General features: G+C 36.0%; 15 protein-coding genes. 8 read left to right on the forward strand and 7 right to left on the reverse strand.

What is annotated here, in order from left to right:
• Positions 1 to 28 precede the first annotated feature (28 nt).
• The 3 genes from AC0L3Q_RS04455 (at position 29) to fabD (ending at position 2,775) form a co-directional block, all read left to right on the forward strand.
• Positions 29 to 949: a dihydrofolate reductase gene (locus AC0L3Q_RS04455; RefSeq protein ID WP_473285486.1), complete on the forward strand. Its 921-nt coding sequence runs from the start codon at positions 29 to 31 to the stop codon at positions 947 to 949.
• Positions 949 to 1,800, forward strand: a complete 852-nt coding sequence (locus AC0L3Q_RS04460) for a fructosamine kinase family protein (RefSeq protein ID WP_473285487.1) — start codon at positions 949 to 951, stop codon at positions 1,798 to 1,800. The genes AC0L3Q_RS04455 and AC0L3Q_RS04460 overlap by 1 nt, the downstream gene beginning before the upstream one ends.
• 93 nt (positions 1,801 to 1,893) lie before the next feature.
• Positions 1,894 to 2,775, forward strand: a complete 882-nt coding sequence (gene fabD, locus AC0L3Q_RS04465) for an ACP S-malonyltransferase (protein WP_473285488.1) — start codon at positions 1,894 to 1,896, stop codon at positions 2,773 to 2,775.
• A 69-nt stretch (positions 2,776 to 2,844) separates the two neighbouring features.
• Here the strand turns inward: fabD and AC0L3Q_RS04470 are convergent, their stop codons facing one another.
• On the reverse strand, positions 2,845 to 3,735 hold the full coding sequence (locus AC0L3Q_RS04470; protein ID WP_473285489.1) for a haloalkane dehalogenase: 891 nt from the start codon (positions 3,733 to 3,735) through the stop codon (positions 2,845 to 2,847).
• A 256-nt stretch (positions 3,736 to 3,991) separates the two neighbouring features.
• Between AC0L3Q_RS04470 and AC0L3Q_RS04475 the strand changes: the two genes are divergently transcribed.
• The 4 genes from AC0L3Q_RS04475 to AC0L3Q_RS04490 are packed head-to-tail and all read left to right on the forward strand — an operon-like array spanning position 3,992 to position 7,644.
• The gene (locus tag AC0L3Q_RS04475) at positions 3,992 to 5,569 is read left to right on the forward strand and encodes a hypothetical protein (RefSeq protein ID WP_473285490.1); all 1,578 of its coding nucleotides are present in this window, start codon (positions 3,992 to 3,994) and stop codon (positions 5,567 to 5,569) included.
• Positions 5,518 to 5,916 (forward strand): hypothetical protein, encoded by a 399-nt coding sequence (locus AC0L3Q_RS04480; RefSeq protein WP_473285491.1) that lies wholly within the window; start codon positions 5,518 to 5,520, stop codon positions 5,914 to 5,916. Before AC0L3Q_RS04475 ends, AC0L3Q_RS04480 begins: the two co-directional genes overlap by 52 nt.
• Positions 5,917 to 5,919: 3 nt before the next feature.
• Entirely contained in the window at positions 5,920 to 6,738 is an 819-nt protein-coding gene (locus AC0L3Q_RS04485; protein ID WP_473285492.1) for a DUF2490 domain-containing protein, read from the forward strand.
• Positions 6,739 to 6,771: 33 nt separating this feature from the next.
• Complete coding sequence (locus AC0L3Q_RS04490; RefSeq protein WP_473285493.1) at positions 6,772 to 7,644, forward strand: MORN repeat-containing protein; 873 nt, start codon at positions 6,772 to 6,774, stop codon at positions 7,642 to 7,644.
• A gap of 13 nt (positions 7,645 to 7,657) precedes the next feature.
• On the opposite strand, the gene AC0L3Q_RS04495 is transcribed toward AC0L3Q_RS04490, so the two are convergent.
• Genes AC0L3Q_RS04495 through AC0L3Q_RS04505 form a run of 3 tightly spaced genes read right to left on the reverse strand, consistent with a single transcriptional unit; the run spans position 7,658 to position 10,309 of the window.
• Positions 7,658 to 8,155: a hypothetical protein gene (locus tag AC0L3Q_RS04495; protein ID WP_473285494.1), complete on the reverse strand. Its 498-nt coding sequence runs from the start codon at positions 8,153 to 8,155 to the stop codon at positions 7,658 to 7,660.
• 27 nt (positions 8,156 to 8,182) lie between these two features.
• Positions 8,183 to 8,974 carry a DUF3667 domain-containing protein gene (locus AC0L3Q_RS04500; RefSeq protein WP_473285495.1) on the reverse strand — a complete coding sequence of 264 codons (792 nt, stop codon included), beginning with the start codon at positions 8,972 to 8,974 and terminating at the stop codon, positions 8,183 to 8,185.
• A 60-nt stretch (positions 8,975 to 9,034) separates the two neighbouring features.
• Complete coding sequence (locus AC0L3Q_RS04505) at positions 9,035 to 10,309, reverse strand: metal-dependent hydrolase family protein (RefSeq protein ID WP_473285496.1); 1,275 nt, start codon at positions 10,307 to 10,309, stop codon at positions 9,035 to 9,037.
• Between the two features lie 271 nt (positions 10,310 to 10,580).
• Between AC0L3Q_RS04505 and AC0L3Q_RS04510 the strand changes: the two genes are divergently transcribed.
• A complete protein-coding gene (locus AC0L3Q_RS04510; RefSeq protein WP_473285497.1) occupies positions 10,581 to 11,306 on the forward strand; it encodes a hypothetical protein in 726 nt (241 codons plus the stop codon).
• Between the two features lie 8 nt (positions 11,307 to 11,314).
• On the opposite strand, the gene AC0L3Q_RS04515 is transcribed toward AC0L3Q_RS04510, so the two are convergent.
• From AC0L3Q_RS04515 to AC0L3Q_RS04525, 3 genes are all read right to left on the reverse strand, one after another.
• Positions 11,315 to 11,935 carry a DEAD/DEAH box helicase gene (locus tag AC0L3Q_RS04515; RefSeq protein WP_473285498.1) on the reverse strand — a complete coding sequence of 207 codons (621 nt, stop codon included), beginning with the start codon at positions 11,933 to 11,935 and terminating at the stop codon, positions 11,315 to 11,317.
• Positions 11,929 to 14,217 carry a DEAD/DEAH box helicase gene (locus tag AC0L3Q_RS04520; RefSeq protein WP_473285499.1) on the reverse strand — a complete coding sequence of 763 codons (2,289 nt, stop codon included), beginning with the start codon at positions 14,215 to 14,217 and terminating at the stop codon, positions 11,929 to 11,931. The genes AC0L3Q_RS04515 and AC0L3Q_RS04520 overlap by 7 nt, the downstream gene beginning before the upstream one ends.
• Positions 14,218 to 14,306: 89 nt before the next feature.
• Positions 14,307 to 15,476 (reverse strand): DegT/DnrJ/EryC1/StrS family aminotransferase, encoded by a 1,170-nt coding sequence (locus AC0L3Q_RS04525; protein ID WP_473285500.1) that lies wholly within the window; start codon positions 15,474 to 15,476, stop codon positions 14,307 to 14,309.
• Positions 15,477 to 15,520 lie beyond the last annotated feature (44 nt).

Here is a 15,520-nt window from a genome sequence, read left to right on the forward strand (position 1 = left end):
CTAAGTTAGCATTAATATGTTCTCAAGAATGAAAGAAACACCACAAATTGATCCCCAACAAAGAGAGTTGTATGAGCATGCTCGAAAAAGAGTTATTCAGAAAAAAAGACTCTTTTATCATTTTGTTGTGTTTATAGTAGGATCTGCTTTTTTCGCTATTTTAAACCTTGTTTTTGGGTATGGCAAAGACTTCACTTTTTTTGGGGTTAATTGGTATGTTATAGCTATAGTATTTTGGGCGTTTCTTTTTGTAATACATTTTTGTAATGTATGGTTATTCAGCACCTTTATGGGGCAGGAGTGGACCGATAAGCAGATGGAAAGATTAGTAGTCAAGCAAAAGGAAGAAATCGCTTTGATTCAAAAAGATATTGACTTGATGTATCCCAAAGATGATTTACAACAAAAGAAAGAAGCATTTATTACAGAAAAACAAAACACCGAAGTGAAGGAAAAAAATGAACAAATCATTACAATGATTGCTGCGGCAGGAGAAAATAATGCGTTAGGTAAAGATAATGATCTGGTATGGCACTTACCCGATGATTTTAAACGATTCAAACAATTAACTACCGGGCATTACATCGTAATGGGTAGGAAAACTTTTGAATCTTTTCCAAAGTTGTTGCCCAATAGAATTCATGTTGTTATTTCTAGAAATACCAGTTATCAGGCTCCAGGAGCGATAGTGGTGCAAACAATGCAAGACGCTTTGGCAATTGCCAAAAATGACAAGAATCCGTTTATTATTGGTGGAGGTGAGATTTATAAACTAGGGTTGGATGTTGCCAATTGTATAGAGCTTACTCGTGTGCATTCTGATTTTGAGGCGGATGCCTTCTTTCCCGAAATTGATCAAAATACATGGGAGTTAGTCAAAGAAGAATTTCACGATGTGGATGATAGGCATAAGTTTCCGTTTACGTATCTTACTTATAAAAGAAAGTAATGCTTTCTAAAGCGTTGATTACTCATCTAGAAGAACTACTCTCAGTAAAGAATCTTGAGGCATCTCCATTATCAGGAGGAGACATCAATGATGTGTATCTGCTGCAAACTGCAAATCACAAATTTGTAGTAAAATTAAATAGTGCTTCCCGATTTCCAGGAATGTTTAAAGCAGAAGCAAAGGGGCTTGATGAACTTAAAAGGACCAACACTTTTTCAATTCCTGAAGCTATTGCTTATGGAGAAGTTGATGAGATATCTTATTTGCTTTTGCAATATGTAGATAGTGCTTCAAGGGCTTCGGATTTTTGGGAAGTGTTTGGCCAACAGTTGGCGACACTGCATCAAATCGGTGAGGAGTATTTTGGCTTTGAAGAAGATAACTATATCGGTAGTTTGCCTCAGTACAATACAAAATGCCAAACAGCTTCAGCGTTTTATATACAACAGCGATTAGAACCACAGTTTCAGCTGGCTTCAAAAAATGGGTTTTCATTTTCGAAGCTAGATGTTTTTTATAAAAACATTGAAGGCACTATACCCCAAGAGCCTTCTAGCTTGATACATGGTGATCTGTGGAGTGGTAATTTTATGGAAGATGATAAAGGAGCTCCTTGTTTGATAGATCCTGCGGTTGCCTATTCTCCAAGAGAAATGGATATAGCGATGATGCATTTGTTTGGGGGATTTGACCCGCAGTTATTTGAAGTGTACCATGAAATCTTTCCTTTGCAAAAATGGTGGAAACAGCGAATTCCTCTTTTTCAATTATACTATTTGTTGGTGCATTTGAATCTTTTTGGAAGCTCTTATTATACGTCGGTAAAAAGGATAATTGAGAGCTATTCTTGATGATTTTCAGAAGATTGTCAAATCGTTAGCCAATTGCTAGACGAATAATTTATTATCCTTACTTTTGTCAAAATTTATAACACACAATATCGTATGAACGCATATGTATTTCCTGGTCAAGGAGCACAGTTTTCAGGAATGGGCCTGGATCTTTACGAAAATTCGGATCTCGCAAAAGAACTTTTTCATAAAGCGAATGATATTCTTGGTTTTGAAATTACCAAAATCATGTTTGAAGGTACAGCTGATGAGTTAAAACAAACCAAAGTTACTCAACCTGCCATCTTTTTACATTCTGTAATCCTAAGTAAAGTGTTAGGAGACAGTTTTATGCCTGATATGGTTGCAGGACATTCTTTGGGTGAATTCTCAGCTTTGGTAGCTAATGGTACGCTTAATTTTGAAGATGCATTACAGTTAGTTGCCAAAAGAGCAATGGCCATGCAAAAGGCTTGCGAATTACAACCTTCTACAATGGCCGCAGTTCTAGGATTAGATGATGACGTAGTAGAGAAAGGGTGTGGAGCTATAGATGGTATTGTGGTTGCTGCCAATTACAACTGTCCTGGTCAATTAGTAATCTCGGGAGAGGTAGCTGCGGTAGAAAAAGCTTGTGAATGGATGAAAGAAGAAGGAGCACGTAGAGCATTGTTACTACCCGTAGGAGGAGCTTTTCATTCTCCATTGATGGAGCCAGCAAGAGAAGAGTTGGCGGCAGCTATTGAAGCTACTCAATTTAATGTTCCTGTTTGTCATATCTACCAAAATGTAACGACAACAGCAGTGTCAGATCCAGATGAAATCAAAAAGAATTTAATAGCACAGTTAACAGCTCCGGTAAAATGGACGCAAAGTGTACAGAATATGATCAAAGACGGAGCTACTTTATTCACAGAAGTAGGACCAGGTAAGGTATTGTCTGGTTTGGTAAAAAAGATAGATCGCTCTGCCGAAACTACATTAGCTGCAGTGTAATCTTGCGGTATACAATACAAATACAGAAAAGCTCTGGCATATTTGCTAGGGCTTTTTTATGTGATTAACCTATTTGTTTATAAGTAATTGATCTTTCATGAATTGATCTATGTAACCAGCAATTTCTTCTCCCTTTTCTTCCTGCAAAAAATGACCAGCATCCTTGATGATTATCTTTTTTTGATCCTTGCTAGTTGGGATTAATTTATAGAAAAACTTCTCTAATCCGCCTAGTACTTTATCCTTGTCAGAGAACATGACCAATGCAGGTTTATCCCATGTAGAAAGTACATCTCTGGCTTTTTGTATTGGTGCTACTGCAGGATCTTTTGGATGAGCAGGGACCAATAGAGGAAAAGCTACTGCGCCTCCTTTGTGTTTTTTATTAGGATATGGAGCATTGTAAGCAGCAATCACATCTTTGGATAACTTTTGGTGAGAAGCGTACTGTATAATACCTCCTACCGGTAATGAAGGATGATACTTGGTGAACATCCGCCATATTTTAAAGGGTAGTGACATTTTTTTGCCAATAGGTAGAAAGGTATTAAGGATAACAACACGTTTAAATTTTTCTGGGTATTTCCCTAATAAAGATAAGCCCAGAAGCCCTCCCCAATCTTGAACAACGAGAGTCATATCCTTAAGTTCCAATTTTTCAATAAAATTTTCAAGAGACCTGAAATGTAGATCAAAAGAGTAGTTTTTTCTACCCACAATTTTGTCTGATTTACCGAAACCAATAAAATCAGGTGCTATAAAACGATAATCTTTGAGTACGGGAATAAATTTTCGGTATAAGTAAGACCATGTGGGTTCTCCGTGAAGTGCCAGGATAGTTTCTCCTGCTCCTTCATCGATATAATGCATTTGTAGATTCTCAAAGGAGATGTAATTTTCTTGATATGGAAAATCAGTAATGTGTTCAAAACGCTTAAAATCGGGTCGTACAAATTCCATAAATTAACGTGATAATTGATATTTTATTTAGATTTTTAATTGATCCTGGTTATAGGTCAATTTTTATAAACTTAGCTAATTTCTTCTGTGAAAGAAAGAAGAAATGCAATAAAATGACGATATCAATAAATTATTGATAGTGTCTACTGTTATTTGTCATATATGTAATAAAGCGATGTCCCGCTCATATTGGGATGTTTTACGTTCTTGATAAAATAATTTCGAATAATTTTAGTTTATTTGAATTGTTAAAATCATGAAATATAAAGACTTAATAACGACATATTGTGTTGGGATGCTCTTATGGCTTCCCTGGATATTTCATGCCCAGGATGTACGCACTTTTAAAGGTGAACTAGAACTTCAAAAGTACAAAGGAGAAGCTAGCTATTCTTATCTCCTGAAAGATGCAGATACTATTTTGAATGGTCCTTTTACATTTAACCGTTCTAATCTGAAAGCGTTGTTAGAAAAAGAAGACGTCTCTTTTTCGATCCAAGGACAGTTTACGAATAACTATCCAGAAGGGAATTGGTCTTTTCGATTCAATGAGTTTCAGTCGAGTGATAATAATGCAGTTGAGGACTATCGCTATGTGGTAAATGTAGACGGAAACCAACGAGTAGCGTCTGGGAGCCTACTACAAGGAAGGCCTGATGGGACATGGACCATTAAAGTACAGCAAATTAAGGATTCTGAAGTCCGACAAGTTGATTTTAATAGTGTCATCACTTTTGAAAAAGGAGTTCCTCAACAAAGTTTTCGAATTGAAGATCAACAACAGGAACTGGTAGGAAGGTTTTTGAGGAATGGACTTGCTCACGATAAATGGACATTATTTTCAGATAGAGAGTTAGACGAAATAGAATCCTGGTATTTTGATGAAGGTGTTTTACAGACTATAGAAGTAAATTCAAGAAACGGTAGCAGAAGTATACCAGTTTTTAAGGGTTTGAATACAAGAACTGAGGTTATTTCCTTAGGAGAAAAATACATGAAGATCCTTGAGTTTCTATTATCAGATAGTGATGCTAGAAAGGTTCGAGAAGGTGGAATTACCTATTTGTTAACCACTAATGAAGGGCATTATCAAAATATAGACGACATTTTATCTGCTTTGGGGTCCTCTTCATTCTCACCAGAGTTCAAGGTAGTTGTTCCCTTTTATCCTTTAGCATCTAATGAAAAAGAGGCTATTGATGCTACAGTAGCCTATTACCAAAAATCGAGAAGCATAAGTGATTTTTTATTAAACGATTCGCAGCTCAATATTCGGAAATTATCAGATCAAGATGTTCGTTCTTTGGAAGATGAGGTAGCGGAGATTTCTGAAAGCATTTTACAACCATTACAACAAGTAAATGAATATCATAAAGATGAAATTCTTACTCATATAGAAAAGGATAAGATCCTTACAAACTTGTGGGAGAATGGAATATCTCAATTACAGAACTTCGAAAAATATAAGATTTCTTTAAAAGGAAAGATCAATCCAGAGGATAATGTTTTTAATGTTTTGAAAATTGTGTCCGAACAGACTTTTTATCGCCTGGAAGCGATACAAGCAACACTACAAAGTAAAATAGATAAACAAGTAAAGCAACAAGAAGCTATTGCCCTGGAAAAAGAGATGGTTACTCGTCATAACTATCTGGAAGAACTAGGGGAGAGAGGCAGAGCAGACTCTATACCAGCATTGTTTTTTGAGGCAATAGATCAGTTAAAGAAAACTGCAGAGGATAAATTGAAAGCCTATTCTGAGATAGAAAACCTTGAAAAAAGTTGGAGTTCGGGAGAACCTTGGTGCACTGTTTTGAAGATTACGGTAAAGTAGGAGAGCGGGTTTTAAAACTTCCTGAACAACAAAAGGAAATACATGAAAAATATATGGACGCTGTCTGGAATCCATTTATTGCTACGCTGATGGATGAAATGGTGAAAAAGCGTATCGTTTCTGCTTATGATGATGTGTTGATCCCTTACTTTCTACAACAGGTAGAGGAAGGATTGCCATGTGAAGAAGCAAAGAGCTGGATGAATATGGTTGATCTTACCTATAAGCAACTCTTGATTTTGAGAGATGAAGATACCAGAAAGATGGAGCGAAAGCTAAAAAAGGAAAAAGATCCTATTGTAGTATTGCAGCGTTTTAAAGTCCCTGTAGCAACTAACCAAGACTAGTAGATGATAAAAAAATACTGTACATATTTGTTTTTTGTGATCATCTGCTTTTTTGTCTCAGTTGAGGCGATAGCACAAGAAGAAGACCCAACCGAATCAAAGTTTAAAGAGCCAGTAACCAAGTTATGGATCAATACCTACGGGAATATTAGAATTTCCAAACGCTTGTTTTGGGTTGCTCAAACCCATTTCAGGTTTGAAGAAACAGAAAGCACACCTTTTGCTGGTCAGGTAGGTCAAGTATACAATAGACACGCTATTGGTTATATTTATTCAAAATATTTTAATGTTAGCCTTGGGGGTGTATTAAGGCTTAATTTCAATACAGATCCAGAATCTGTAGATCGTAATCTAGTACCCGAATGGCGCATATGGCATCAATATATGTTTGCGATGCCGCTTTCTTCTATGATGTTTTATCATCGTATTCGTATTGAACATCGTTGGACTCAAGGATTTGAAGAAAACAGTGAATACATTTTCAGGAATCGATGGCGATATATGTTTAAAGCCAAGATTCCTATCAATTCGGATAAATTTAAACCAAAGACGTTTTATGTCTCTCCCGAGGCCGAATTGATCATGCAAAGTGGTAAAGCGGTTATAGGTAGCCCTATGGAAGATTTGCGTTTACACGCTTCTTTTGGATATATTTTGAATCCTAGAATGACAGTAGCAACGGGGATTATGTATTCTCAAGGGCAAACTTTGAGTGATGCTTCTGTTTTTAAGCAGAATTGGACACTTCGATTTCACTTGTACTTTTCACCAGATTTCAGAAAAGTTAAGAATAAGTTGCCTGCAATTCATTTAGATGATTAATATTGCAAAAATTTGATGTAAGCCCTAAACCCAATGAAAAAAAAGAACGCCAACATCCTATTATATAGTATTTTGACTCTCGCTGTTTTTGCGGCAACCTATAACACCATTCGCGCTAAAAAGCTTAAAAACAAACTCCATACTCTGGAAGAAGAAAGAGCTAAAGCATCACGGGACTCTATTTTAGAACGGAGCCTTCTTCAAATAGATTCTATATTGATCAAAGGAGAATATAGATCTGCGTTGAATGCTTATCAAGAACAATTTGATGCTGTAATCAATGATGGTGATGAAAAAGAAAGTGTAAAGTTTCGGATAGAGGTAGCCCAACAGTTTATGAATTTGCATAAAGAAATCTATGAAGATCATTCTTTGTCAGATTCAGTTCAGGAAATAGATACCACCAATGTGGGGGTTGCAGAGACATTAATTCAACTTAGAGCCTACGATTCTTTAAGTTTTGCCCTTGAAAAGGCTAAAGTTCAATTGAACAGAATAAAAAAACAACTCAAAAAAAGGTCATATGGGGAGTATCTTACGTTTAAAAACCCCAAAAAGCACCAATTGCATTATGTAGGTCAGGTAAACAATAGCAAAGCAAACGGCTTTGGTATTGCGCTATTCGATACCGGAAGTAGATACGAAGGTGAGTGGAAAGACAATCTACGCCATGGAGAAGGATCTTTTTATTGGCCAGATGGTGAACGCTACGAGGGAGAATATGTAAACGATCTCCGCAATGGTATAGGAACTTACTTTTGGCCGAATGGAGAAAAATATACTGGACACTGGAAAAATGACCAACGTGATGGTGATGGCGTTTTTTATGGTAAAGACGGAGAAATAGTAACCAGTGGTACTTGGAAAAAGGATAAGTTGGTAGAAGAGCGGAAGAACAGGAAATAACCGCTATCTTTTTTTATTTCCCAGCCGTAAACTTAGTTTCGAGGTATAGTTGTTTCCACTCACCATTTTGATAATCCCCGACTTTAAAAGTATAGGTGTTGTCATCCACATATTCCCACATATCGGTAACCGTTGAGGTACCATACATATAGGTATATATTATGTTTTTATCCTTACTTTTTACGGTCCCTGTAGTCACTCCACCAAAAACATCAAACTCCCAGAATTCGATCGTTTGTTTTTCAGGATTGTATCTTCGGATTCCATGATTACGAGCACCAAATTCGGTCTGCTCTTTATTAGTATATCCTTTGGATTCTGCAATAACGATCGTATTGTTGAGGTCAAAATGAAATACGATTTCTTGCTTAAATTTGCTTCCATCTCCCCAGTTTCCTTCAGCTTTCCACACTTTTCCTATCAAAGGCGTAAAAGCAGAGAGTTTGGTTTCCTGGCTCCATGAATACGAATAGCAAATGATAAGAATGACAACAGTTTTTAGAATTTTCATCGATGTTTTTTTTGTTTCAGAATCAGTTTATGTCAGCGCTTTATAGACCAAAGCTCCGATAACTACTATAATACTAATGATACTCATAAATATACCGAAAAAGAAGAAGCCAAAACAATAAATTACTAATCCTAGAAGAAACCCTACGATTTGTTTTTTCCCAAACATGTCACGAAAAATTTGACTGTAGATGAATGCGGCAATTGAGAATCCGATTACTAGCATAAATCCAAAGAATTCTGGTATAAAATAAAATATAACAACATTTAGAGCCCCATAAATAGTAGATTGTCCGAGCATAAAAGTATTCATTATAAAATGCTCAGCATAATATAATTTATGTCGTTCTAGAAATATTTTTGAGCTTAATGAGATAAAGGGTACTAATAAAAAAGGAAGCAAATTCATAAACTTGGTCGCAATCTTAAAGTATCCCCGCATTTCTACTTCTTTTTCTGGTGTTTGAATGATCCCTAGATCTTTATAGGTTTCAACCATTGCTTCTACCTGAAAATCCCAAACCCCAAAAGTGAGCATACAAAATACATTGATAGCAATTCCTATCAGTGCATATCGAAATGGATTGGCATAATTTACCGTGTTTCCCTCTAAATATTCCTGAATAACTTTTCCGGGTTGGATCAGTAGTTTTTTGAAGGTGTAAAAGAATCCTTTTTCAAGATTGAAAATTGCTGTAGCTGCATTGTTGATGAGCTTTTTCAAAGTCCAGCGTTCTGCGATATGTTTTTGTCCACAATGATTGCAAAAATTACCAGAATAACTATGTCCACAATTTTTACATTGATAATTTGATTCCATTACAAGATTTCTAAGGTTGTTAGAAAAGAATACGACCTTCTATTAATCGATTAAAAAATATTATTGTTTGTAAATTTTCCCTTCCTTCATTACAAAGACAATATTTTCCATAGTGTCAATTTTTTGTGTAGGATCATCATTAACCGCAACGATATCAGCGATAAAACCTGGAGATACTTGTCCTAGTTGTTCCTGCATTTCCAAAATTTTTGCATTGGTAATTGTGGCGCTTTGGATAGCAGCAATGGCAGGCATTCCTGCTTCTACCATATATCCAAATTCTTTACCGTTTTGGCCATGTTTAAAAACACCGGCATCAGTTCCAAAAGCAATACCAACTCCTCGGTCGTAAGCCTTTTTGAAGGTGTTTTGAATCTTGGGACCAATATTTAAGGCTTTGGGTACAATAATGGCAGGATAATAGCCATCAATCTTAGCTTTGTCTGTTACCTCTTTTCCGGCAGTAATAGTAGGTACCAAATACGCATCATGCTGTTTCATTAGATCCATGGTTTTTTCGCTCATTAGCGTACCATGCTCGATAGTTTTTACACCGCCTAATATTGCCCTTTGCATACCTTCGTCACCATGAGCATGTGCTGCAACATGAAAGCCATAATCTTTGGCTGTTTCGCAAATAGCTTTTATTTCCTCGACCGTAAATTGAGGATTCGATCCACTTTTTGCAACACTTAGGACTCCTCCCGTAGCAGTGATTTTGATCAAATCGGCACCATTTTTATAGCGTTGACGAACGGCTTTTCTAGCATCTTCAACGCTATTTACTACTCCGTCCTTAGGTCCAGGATCTCCGATAAGCGATCTTTTACCTCCGTTTGTTGGGTCTCCATGACCTCCTGTTGTAGACAATATTTTACCGGCCGTAAATACTCGGGGTCCAACAATTTTACCTTGTGCAATTGCCTTTTTTAACGAAATATTTACTCCTGATCCACCAAGATCTCGTACCGTGGTGAACCCCGCCATCAATGTTTTTTCTGCATATCCAACTGCATCAAAAGCAAGATCAGCTTCGTTATCTGTATACCTTTTCAGATAAGCTTTTGGGTTGGTTTCACTTTCGATATGAATGTGCATATCGATCAATCCAGGCATTACTGTTTTGTTTTTAAGATCAATGGTGGTGTCTCCTTTTTTACCGTCGACATAACCGTCTTGTATTTTGGAAATCTTATTTCCAGAAATCACAACTGTCTTTTCGGTAAGAATCTTTCCGTTTTTAGTATCCACTAATTTTCCACATTGTAAATAAGTGTCTTGTGCTAATAATGAAGTACTTGCGCAAAAAAGAAGAAGCGTAAAAATATATCGCATTTTGATGATTTGTTTGAATGTGAATGCTAAATATAGTCGAATTAAGGGATTTGGCAAAACCACTCCTTTTTGGAGAAGTTACATTGGCCAAATCAGATATTTGAAGATTCAGCTACTTTAAAACAATTGATTTACATCCAATAAAATAAATAAAAAAATGGAAAATAAATCGCTATGTGCTAGTAATTGAGTAAATTAGAGGAAGGGGCTCCCATTTTCAGTTTGGCTTGAATTTTGATTTTTTAGTAATACTAGGGAAAAACAATGTAATATGGTTATAAAAATACTCGTTTTATGGTGCTGCTTACTATCGATAAATCTGTTTGGACAAATTACTCCGGATGATCTCATTAATTTTGATGAAAAATCCTCTAGAAGCTATTTAAAAAAACATCGGGTACTATCTGCATCCTTGGATTCAATTATTAATTTCGGACATATAGATAGAGGTGTAAATACTGTTTGGCTTAAAGATGTAAAGGCAAATTTTACCACATTGGTTCCTCATAGTGGTTTGTCTCTGGTTTATAAAGAATTACCATGGATGCATCCTTGGCTAAAAGAGCATAAAGAGCTAAGAGTTTACTTTTGGATGAACGATCTAACTGGTACTCCTGAATTAGTAGGGTACAGTAAAGATATTATTGAATTTCCTAAAATAAGAAAAAAATTACTGGACAATGAACAAGATACATTTGTTGATTTCTCTTCGGTAGATCCTTCAGCTTTTTCAGGCACCTATATTCGAGGTCGATTGGATGGGTCAGTACGGATGACGGTGTTTACGTTACTCTATAAAAAGAATTTATTACTGATATACCCAGAACACCTTTGGGGCGCACCCAAGATATCGACTTTTGCAGATCGATATAAGTTAGTAAAACCTATATCCGTAGGACTACTAGAAAAAATAGTACAAGAAGATATTTTTTTGGTGCTAAAAAAAGTGAACCATCAGTATGAGATTTGTGGGTATGTAGGTTCAGAAGGCAAGTAAATCTCCGTTTACTTTAATAATTCTTCCAAGTTACTTTCAATATATTCTGGAATACTATCAATAGCGATCAATTCATCTGATAAAGATTGTTTTTGCTCTTGTAATTGAATGATTTTTTCTTCAATGGTATTTTTTGAAATGAAACGAGTGACCAAAACTTTATTGGTTTGTCCAATACGATGCGCACGAGCAATAGCTTGTTTTTCGGCAAATGGGTTCCACCAGGGATCCAGCAATACTACATATGAAGCTTTGGTTAAATTTAGACCAACTCCACCTGCTTTCAAAGAAATAAAGAACAATGAAATATCATCCTCTTCTTGAAAACGATTGACAATGGTTTCTCTTTCTTTGGCAGCTGTATTTCCGGTTAAAGAAAGAAAAGAAATCCCTTGTGCTGCACTCCACTTTTCGTAAATGGAAAGATGAGAAACAAAAGAGCTAAACACCAATACCTTTTTTTGTGCAGCAACTAAAGTTTGGAGGTGATGGGTGACGTCCTCAAATTTTCCAGAAGTGTGCTGTGTCTCACTGGAAACCAATTGTGGGTGATTGGCAAGTTGTCGTAGCTTGGTTAAGGTGTTGATGATATGAATTTTGTTTTTTGCAGCATGATCAAGCCCTAACAATAGATTGCGAGCAGCGGATTTTTCGGATTCGTAGCTTCTTTTTGTTCTGGTTGCATCTCAGAATACCGTATTTGCTCAGTAAGTTCTGGTAAATCTTTAGCAACCTGATTTTTGGTTCTTCTTAGTATAAATGGGTCAATTAAGGATTTGAGTTCGGTTATTTTTTCTTCATTTTGATGTTGTTCAATTGGCATTTTAAAATGCTCTTTAAAAAAAGCAAAACTGCCTAACATCCCCGGATTAATAAATTCCATTTGCGACCATAGATCAGACAAAGAGTTTTCGATTGGAGTACCACTCAGCGATATTTTATGTGCCGTATTGATCTTGTTAATTGCCTGGAAAATTTTAGAATCCTTATTCTTGATTTGTTGACTTTCATCCAGAATTAAATAATTGAAATTTAATTTTTGAAACGTATCATGATCCCTGGAGATGATGCCGTAAGTGGTTAACACCACATCATATGACTCCAAATACGGAGCGTTCTTTTTACGATCTGTACCAGTATATTTTATAAGGTTAAGATGTGGAGCGAACTTGATAATTTCCTGAGCCCAGTTAAAAACCAGAGAAGAAGGTAATACGATCAATGTCTTTAAGAATGTTCTTGTTTCCAAAGGCGTGGCAAAGAGATCGAATTGTATTTCGCTAACTCCATTTTCGCTGGGTTGCAATTGTTCTTTTGCGTGTACCAAAGTTGCAATCGTTTGTAGTGTTTTACCTAGTCCCATATCGTCTGCAAGACACGCCCCTAAACCATTGTTGTAATGATTTACTAACCATTGCACACCTTCTAGCTGATAAGGTCTAAGGCGAGCTTTTAGATCTGAAGAAGGTTGATAAGGTGCTGACGATTCATTTTGGTCATAAAGAGGCAATTCTTCTTCCGGAATAACCTCTTTTAAAACCGTGTAATTACTTTTTGCTAGCGTGATTTTATCGTCGGTAGATGTGCCAAAATCTGCCAACTTCTTATATCGTGTCATCCATTCTAAAGGAATGATAAAAGTTTCATTGTTGTTTAGCGGAAAACATCGGTCATTATTTCGGATATACTTGATAAACTTTGAAAATGGGATTTCCTCTTCTCCAATAGTGACCCATCCTTTGATGTTAAACCAATCTTTTTGTTGCTCTTGTTGAATAGAAAGTTGATGTGAAGTCGTACATACTTGTTGCCCAGATACGTTGGGAAGTTGTAAGTTGAACCCTTCTTTCTGCAATGTTGTTTTGTGGTTCGTAATCCATGTAATAATCCCATAAGGATCATTGGATTCTGAAACTTCAAAAAGTAAATTTTGATTCAGAAGAAGACCTTTTGAGGTAATTTTCTCTACAATCTCAGATTCAACATCCGAATTTCTTCGGGTCTGTACAATGGTAATTTGGTCTTCATTGTAAATGATTTCTGAGGCTGTTTTTTTGGATTGATTCAAATCAAATGTGCAATGTTCGTATTCAAATGTGATTTTTGCCACATAAAGATCCTGGATAAAATCCTGGATGATTTCTAAGGTGTATCCTAAAACATCTTGTTTGTTTACAATCTCAAATCCCTCTGCCTGAACTTCAATATTCTTTGATACCGGAACGATGACTTTTTCCAAATAGGTTTTAACGTGTTTTTGAGCTATGGTGATTTTATCTTTTTGTAGAAATGGTTTTAGCTTGTTTGCATTTAAATTTTTAATCCTGAAAAGCTTTTTGTTTACTATGATCCATGAGGGATCGTTTAGTAAAATAGTAATGTTTTTATCTTTTGGATTAAACAATAATTCTTTGTCTTTTAGTGAAAAAGCGTACTCAATACCTTTTTCTGTCTTAGTAAACCTAAGTATGGGATCTAGTGGGAGTTTTGCAATTTCAATAATACTAGAGGCAAGGGGTTCTTTACGTTTTGCCTGATAAGCAATAGGGTACTGGTTTTGAGTAATGAGTTGATAAAAAGTACCGAGTTTTCGGTTTACAAAACCTTCGATCAGTTCTTTGGTTTTGTCTTCCAACAGTAGTTGTGATAGGTTAAGGTTTTTTCGGGATTTTTTAGGCTTAAAACGTTGTTCTAAAGCTGTTGGTCGCAAAAGGGTACAAATTTCAATAAGCTGTTCGTGTGGTGTTCCTGGATATTGGATATTGAATTCGGAAATAATCTCAGGAGTAGCCTGTTTCTCTATGTATTCAAATTGTGCTTCTTTTTTAGAAACGATATAGGCTTCCGGAAGTGCAGGTAATCCAGTAAAATTGTGGTCAACAATATTGTAACAGATACAGTATGAATCCATTTCAGTGATTGGTGTAGGTTTGGGGTAAAATTTGATGAGTGTTTTTTAAGTCCATCTGAATTGAAAACAGTTCAGATGGACTTAAAATTTTATTGATTTACAAAATCAATAACTGTTTTGGTGATAAAATCAATTTGTTCATCATCAAGTTCTGTATGCATCGGTAACGAGATTACTTCTTTCACCAATTGATTAGTTATGGTAAAATCAGCCTCATTGTATCGATCATCTTTATATGCTTTTTGGTTGTGTAATGGGATAGGATAATATACTCCACATGGGATTCCATTATCGTTTAGATGTTTTACGAGTGCATCACGATCAATATCAATAACTCTTAACGTATACTGATGAAATACATGACAATTACATGTATCGCAAATGGTATTTTCATCAGATCCACAGTTGTTTCCCTTTACTTTTGGAGTGATAATGTTTTTAATCCCAGCAAAAGCAGTATTATACTTTCTTGCAGCTGCTCTTCGCGCGTTATTATAACTGTCCAAATTAGGTAATTTGGCACGTAAAATAGTAGCCTGGATAGAATCTAATCTCGAATTTACACCTACTACATCATGGTGATACCTTTTGTACATCCCATGATTTACAATACCTCTTATAGTATGTGCCAAGTCATCATCATTGGTAAAAATGGCTCCACCATCTCCATAACATCCTAAGTTTTTGGAAGGGAAGAAAGAGGTAGAAGCTACATGCCCGATAGCTCCTGTTTTTTGAGTCTTGCCATTAGCAAATTGATAACTTGATCCAATACCTTGGGCGTTATCTTCTATAACATATAAGTTGTGTTCTTTGGCTATAGCCATGATTTCATCCATATTGGCACATTGTCCAAATAAATGGACAGGGACAATAGCTTTGGTTTTTGGAGTAATCGCCTTACGAATGGCTTCCGGGTCGATGTTAAATGAATCCACCTCTACATCTACAAGCACTGGTGTAAGTTGCAAAAGTGCAATTACTTCGACCGTGGCGGCAAAAGTAAAATCAGCTGTAATTACTTCATCACCGGGCTGTAATCCTAATCCCATCATGGCTATTTGTAACGCATCTGTACCATTGGCACATGGGATTACATGTTTAACATCAAGATACTCTTCTAATTCTTTTTGAAAGCTATGGACCTCTGGTCCGTTAATAAATGCTGTAGATTGTATAACGTCAAGTACAGATTTGTCGACTTGTTCTTTAATTTGCTCATATTGACCCTTTAGGTCAACCATTTGTATTTTCCTCATTGATGTGCGTATTGTAACCTCACGAAAGTACAAAATAAAGGAAC

It is taken from the genome of Aquimarina sp. KJ22-3, assembly GCF_055808215.1.

What these genes read in the sequence shown, in the direction of transcription:
- AC0L3Q_RS04455 (WP_473285486.1), top strand. Translation starts at nt 29, where the DNA reads ATGAAAGAAACACCACAAATTGATCCCCAACAAAGAGAGTTGTATGAG.
- AC0L3Q_RS04460 (WP_473285487.1), top strand. Translation starts at nt 949, where the DNA reads ATGCTTTCTAAAGCGTTGATTACTCATCTAGAAGAACTACTCTCAGTA.
- fabD (WP_473285488.1), top strand. Translation starts at nt 1,894, where the DNA reads ATGAACGCATATGTATTTCCTGGTCAAGGAGCACAGTTTTCAGGAATG.
- AC0L3Q_RS04470 (WP_473285489.1), bottom strand. Translation starts at nt 3,735, where the DNA reads ATGGAATTTGTACGACCCGATTTTAAGCGTTTTGAACACATTACTGAT.
- AC0L3Q_RS04475 (WP_473285490.1), top strand. Translation starts at nt 3,992, where the DNA reads ATGAAATATAAAGACTTAATAACGACATATTGTGTTGGGATGCTCTTA.
- AC0L3Q_RS04485 (WP_473285492.1), top strand. Translation starts at nt 5,920, where the DNA reads ATGATAAAAAAATACTGTACATATTTGTTTTTTGTGATCATCTGCTTT.
- AC0L3Q_RS04490 (WP_473285493.1), top strand. Translation starts at nt 6,772, where the DNA reads ATGAAAAAAAAGAACGCCAACATCCTATTATATAGTATTTTGACTCTC.
- AC0L3Q_RS04495 (WP_473285494.1), bottom strand. Translation starts at nt 8,155, where the DNA reads ATGAAAATTCTAAAAACTGTTGTCATTCTTATCATTTGCTATTCGTAT.
- AC0L3Q_RS04500 (WP_473285495.1), bottom strand. Translation starts at nt 8,974, where the DNA reads ATGGAATCAAATTATCAATGTAAAAATTGTGGACATAGTTATTCTGGT.
- AC0L3Q_RS04505 (WP_473285496.1), bottom strand. Translation starts at nt 10,309, where the DNA reads ATGCGATATATTTTTACGCTTCTTCTTTTTTGCGCAAGTACTTCATTA.
- AC0L3Q_RS04510 (WP_473285497.1), top strand. Translation starts at nt 10,581, where the DNA reads ATGGTTATAAAAATACTCGTTTTATGGTGCTGCTTACTATCGATAAAT.
- AC0L3Q_RS04520 (WP_473285499.1), bottom strand. Translation starts at nt 14,217, where the DNA reads ATGGATTCATACTGTATCTGTTACAATATTGTTGACCACAATTTTACT.
- AC0L3Q_RS04525 (WP_473285500.1), bottom strand. Translation starts at nt 15,476, where the DNA reads ATGAGGAAAATACAAATGGTTGACCTAAAGGGTCAATATGAGCAAATT.